Below are 4,898 nucleotides of genomic sequence, written 5' to 3' on the forward strand. Positions count from 1 at the left end.
TGGTCAGCGAACACATCGTCCTCGGCCCCGACGCTGCCGCCGCCGGAGTCATGGGCAACCCCCGCGACTACGCGCTCCCCGGCAACCAGGACCCCTTCACCCCCTGGCCGAACTCCCTGCTCCTGCTCGCCGCCATCGCCTCGGTCACTCAGCGGCTGCGGCTCGCCGCCGCGGCCGTCCTCGCACCGCTGCGGCACCCGCTGCTGCTCGCCCGCGAACTCGGCACCCTCGACCTGATCAGCGAAGGACGGCTGATCGTCCAGCCGACGGTCAGCTGGAGCAGGGACGAGTACGACGCCCTGGGCGTGCCGTTCGGCAGGCGCGGCCGACTGCTCGACGAGCACCTGGAGGTCTGGGCCAAGGCGTGGGGACCGTCCCCGATCTCCCACGACAGCGAGCACTACCCGTTCCGCGACGCGTACTTCGAACCCAAGGCGTACCGCCCCGGGGGCCCGCGGCTGTGGTTCGGCGGGCAGCGCCTGCACGGCCCCGTCCTGCGGCGGCTGGTGCGGTACGGCCACGGCTTCCACCCGCTGGGCCGGCCGGCACCGGAGGACCTGCGGACGCTGAAGGAGTCGATGACCGCCGCCGGGCGGGACGTCGCCGACCTGGAGCTGGTCGGCGGCACCCAGGCGGTCTTCCCCGACGACCGCGCACCAGCCGATCTCGGTGCGGCCCTCGCCTCCCTGCCGGAACAGCTTGAGCAGGGCTTCACCACCTTCTGTATCAAACCGAACCAGTTCATCGACGACCCGAACGGCGTCGGGGCGTTCTGCCGCGAGGTCATGCGGCGCGTGGCGGCTTGCTGAGCAGGGGCTGCCCCTGCGGGTGCGCCCCGAAGGGGCGCGGGGAACTGCGCGCCCAGCCACAACGCAGCCGCAGCCTGCAAGGCACGGGCAGGGGCAGCCCCTACTCAGCAGGCGGCACCTCGATACTCGCGCATCGCGTCGAGCAGCCAGCGCGCCAGGTAGTCGGCGAACGAGGACCGCGGCAGCAGCCGGTAGGCCGGAGCGGCGTCGACCTGCCACAGCAGGACGGGGACCGGGCCCACGGTCGTCGCCACCGCGCGGCCGGGGCCGAAGGAGCGCGGATGCAGATCCAGCGGACAGCCCTTCTCCAGTACGCTCCGGGCGGACGGTCCGCGCAGCTCCAGCGTGGTGCGGTTCGCCGACACGTCGACGGCGGAGCCCGGATCCCCGCCGAGCGCCTCGCGCAGTCCGGCGGCCAGCCCGGTGCCGTCGGCCTGGGAGAGTACGAGCCACTCGTCGGGCCCGAGCCACGTCACCACGTGCGGGCCGGAGGCGGCGGTGTCGCCGCAGTTCCGGGGGAGCGCGGTGCCCAGGGCCCGCTCGATCCGCCCGGCCGCCGCCGCATCGGGGGCGACGCGTACGTCGACCATGGTGAGGAACGGCCGCTCGGACAGCGCAACCCCCTGCGGGCCGGTGGTCGACGCGGCCCGCATCGGCTCCTCCAGGTGTGCCAGCGGGCTCCGCCGCAGCGTCACGGGGCCCGTGCCGGTCGGCTCAGCCATCTCGCTTGCTCCCTTCGGGGTCGTAGAGCACCGTCTCGGCCACGGTGACGGGCACCAGCTCCTCGCCCAGCGGGGCCAGGAGCGTCTCGCCGATGCGGCTGCGTCCGCCGGCCACCAGCCCCAGTGCGAACGGCCGTCCCAGGGCCGGGCTGTGGTAGCTGGAGGTGACGTGGCCGAGCATGGGCACGGGCGCGGTCTGGGGCGTGACGGGCACGCCGGGGGCGATGAGCTGGGTGCCCTCGGGCAGCCGGGTGCTGCGGTCCGCGGGCAGCAGCCCGACGAGCTGCTTGCGGTCGGTGCGGGTGGTGTCGGGGCGGGAGAAGGAGCGCTTGCCGATGAAGTCCTTGACCTTGGAGACCGCCCAGGACATCCCCGCGTCGTGCGGGGTGACCGTGCCGTCGGTGTCCTGGCCGACGATGATGTAGCCCTTCTCGGCGCGCAGCACGTGCATCGTCTCGGTGCCGTAGGGGGTGATGCCGTACGGCCGCCCTGCCTCGTACACCTGCTCCCAGACGGCGAGGCCGTACCAGGACGCGACGTTGATCTCGTACGCCAGCTCGCCGGAGAAGGAGATGCGGCAGACGCGTGCGGGGATCCCGCCGGCCAGGGTGGTCTCGCGGAAGGCCATGAAGGGGAACGCCTCGGGTGACAGGTCGAGTCCGGGCAGCAGGGGCGCCACCGCGTCCCGGGCGCGCGGTCCGGCGACGGCGACGGTGGTCCACTGCTCCGTCACCGAGGTGCAGTGCACGTCCAGTCCGGGCCACTCGGTCTGCAGCCACTCCTCCAGCCAGTCGAGGACGCCCGCCGCGCCACCGGTGGTGGTGGTCATGAAGTAGCGGTTCTCCTCCAGCCGGAGCGTGACGCCGTCATCGAAGATCATCCCGTCGGGCTTGCACATCACGCCGTACCGGCCCATGCCCGGCTTGAGCTTCTTGAAGCCGTTGGTGTAGAGGCGGCCCAGGAACTCGCCCGCGTCCGTGCCCCAGATCTCGATCTTGCCGAGGGTGGTGGCGTCCATGAAGCCCACGCCCTCGCGCACCGCCCGGCACTCGCGGGCGACGGCGGTCTCCATGTCCTCGCCCTCGCGCGGGTAGTACCACGGGCGCTTCCACTGGCCCACGTTCTCGAACTCGGCGCCGTGCGCCACGTGCCAGGGGTGGACGGGCGTCAGCCGCGCGGGGTCGAACAGCTCGCCCCGCTCGCGTCCGGCCAGCGCGGCGAAGCCGACCGGGGTGTAGGGGGCGCGGTAGGAGGTGGTGCCGAGCTCGCCGGGGGAGAGCGGGTCCCCGCCACCGGCGAGCGCGGTGGCGATGACGCCGATCGCGTTGACGCCGGAGGTCCTGCCCTGGTCGTTGCCCGTACCGATGGAGGTGTAGCGCTTGACGTGTTCGACGCCGCGCATGCCGGCCCCCGTGGCCCGCAGGACGTCGGCGACGGTCGCGTCGCGCTGCAGGTCGACGAAGTGGGTGTGCCAGTCGCCCGAGCCGCCGGCGGGACCGGGTACGAGCCACAGGGGGCGGACGGGGGCGTGGCCGCGGTCCGTTCCGGCCCGCGGCGCGGACGTCTCCCCGGCGGTGAAGCCGGCGGCGTCCGCCGCCTCGCCACCCGCGGCGGCGCCCTCGGCGAGACACCCGGCGAGACCGAGGGTCCCGCCTGCCGCACCGGCGATCCGCTGGTCGCGCACCGCTCCGTCGGGCACGAAGGCCGCGAGCGCCTCGTCCCAGCGCAGCCGTCCCTGGCGTTGGCTGTGCAGATGGACGACCGGGCTCCAGCCGCCGGAGACGGCCAGCAGGTCGCAGTTGAGCCGCTCCTCCCCTTCGGTGGGCGTGCCGTTCTCGTCCAGTGCCGCGACGACGACGCCGGTGAGCCGGCCCCCGTCCCCGCCGTCGGCGCTCTCGGTGCCGACCACGGCGCTGCCGGTCAGTACGCGTACCCCGGTGGCGACGGCGGTCTCCCCGGCCCGCTCGGAGAGATCGGGCCGGGAGTCGACGACGGCGCGCACGTCGATGCCGGAGGCGCACAGAGCGGCCACGGTGTCGTACGCGCTGTCGTTGGTGGTGGCCACGACGGCATGGGCGCCGGGGGCCACGGCGTACCTGTCGACGTACGTCCGCACGGCCGCGGCGAGCATGATGCCGGGGCGGTCGTTGTCGGCGAAGACCAACGGGCGTTCGTGGGCGCCGGTCGCGAGGACGACCCGGCGGGCGCGGATGTGCCACACCCGCTGGCGCGAGACGCCCTCCGGCGCCCGGTCGCCGAGGTGGTCGGTGCGCTTCTCCAGGGCCAGGACATAGTTGTCGTCGTACGAGCCGAACGCCGTGGTACGGCGCAGCAGCGCGGCCTCCGGGGCGGCTTCGAGGCGGCCGGTCACCTGCCTGATCCAGTCGGCGGCCGGCACCCCGTCCACCGTCTCGCCGGGCGCGGACAGCAGCGCGCCGCCGGGCTCCGGCTGCTCGTCGACCAGCATCACCCGGGCCCCCGGGCGGGCTGCCGCGTCGGCGGCGGCCAGCCCGGCCGGGCCCGCGCCGATCACGAGCACGTCGGTGTGGACGTACTTCTTGTCGTACTCGGCCGGGTCCGGGGCGGGGTCGAGCCGGCCCGTCCCGGCGAGCGTCTCGGCGGACAGCCCGTCGAACAGCTCGACGGCCGTGGCCGGGAGCATCGACTCGGCACAGCCCGCCAGCCGCACGCGCACCAGGGCGCCCGGCTCCTCGACACCGGCGGACACGATGCCGCGCGGGCGGCCGCGGTAGAGCGAGGGCGCGGTCTCCACCAGCCCGTTGGCCAGCATGGCGGAGGCGAGGGTGTCACCCGGGCAGCCGGTCAGCTCCCGGCCGTCGACGGTGAAGCGGAGGAGCCGCTGCCGGTCGATGCGGCCGCCGCGGGGCAGCCGGGACTCCTGCTCGCCGGGTACGGTCTGGCCTGTCATCGGGACGCTCCGGAGTGCTCACTGGGCGGGTGGACGGCGGGGCGGGGCTCGTCCAGGCGGTAGACGGCCAGAACGGCGTGACTGGCCGTGTCCCGCAGGGCGTTGAACCAGCGCCGGCATCCGGCGCTGTGCGCCCAGATCTCGGCACGTGCGCCCTTGGGGTTGTCGCGGTAGAAGAGGTACTCCGCCCACTCCGGGTCGGTCAGCCCGTCCGGCGCGGCGGGGTGGGGAACGTGGGCCTGGCCCCCGCAGTGGAACTCGGTCTCGTCGCGGGGACCGCACCACGGACAGGTGATGAGCAGCATGCGTGCGCTCCTAATTCGTGAGTAGGCGGTTCCAGGGCAGCCCCGTGAAGGGCTGCTGGACTGACTGATGTGGATGGGTTTCGCGGTGGCCGCGTGGGCGCCGGATGGACTCCTGTGTTCTCCCGGCCCGCTG

General features: G+C 74.1%; 4 protein-coding genes. 1 reads left to right on the top strand and 3 read right to left on the bottom strand.

Annotated elements, in window-relative coordinates; translation table 11 throughout:
• Nucleotides 1-809 (top strand): LLM class flavin-dependent oxidoreductase (locus tag G5C65_RS31150; protein ID WP_165302396.1); only part of this gene is annotated, 809 nt, incomplete at its 5' end.
• 104 nt (nt 810-913) lie between these two features.
• Here the strand turns inward: G5C65_RS31150 and G5C65_RS31155 are convergent.
• The 3 genes from G5C65_RS31155 to G5C65_RS31165 are packed head-to-tail and all read right to left on the bottom strand — an operon-like array spanning nt 914 to nt 4,765.
• On the bottom strand, nt 914-1,531 hold the full coding sequence (locus G5C65_RS31155; protein ID WP_165302397.1) for a sarcosine oxidase subunit gamma: 618 nt from the start codon (nt 1,529-1,531) through the stop codon (nt 914-916).
• Nucleotides 1,524-4,460 carry a sarcosine oxidase subunit alpha family protein gene (locus tag G5C65_RS31160; protein ID WP_165302398.1) on the bottom strand — a complete coding sequence of 979 codons (2,937 nt, stop codon included), beginning with the start codon at nt 4,458-4,460 and terminating at the stop codon, nt 1,524-1,526. Before G5C65_RS31160 ends, G5C65_RS31155 begins: the two co-directional genes overlap by 8 nt.
• A complete protein-coding gene (locus G5C65_RS31165) occupies nt 4,457-4,765 on the bottom strand; it encodes a sarcosine oxidase subunit delta (RefSeq protein ID WP_165302399.1) in 309 nt (102 codons plus the stop codon). Before G5C65_RS31165 ends, G5C65_RS31160 begins: the two co-directional genes overlap by 4 nt.
• Nucleotides 4,766-4,898 lie beyond the last annotated feature (133 nt).

This window comes from Streptomyces boncukensis, from assembly GCF_011045075.1.
GTDB classification, from domain to species: Bacteria; Actinomycetota; Actinomycetes; order Streptomycetales; family Streptomycetaceae; genus Streptomyces; species Streptomyces boncukensis.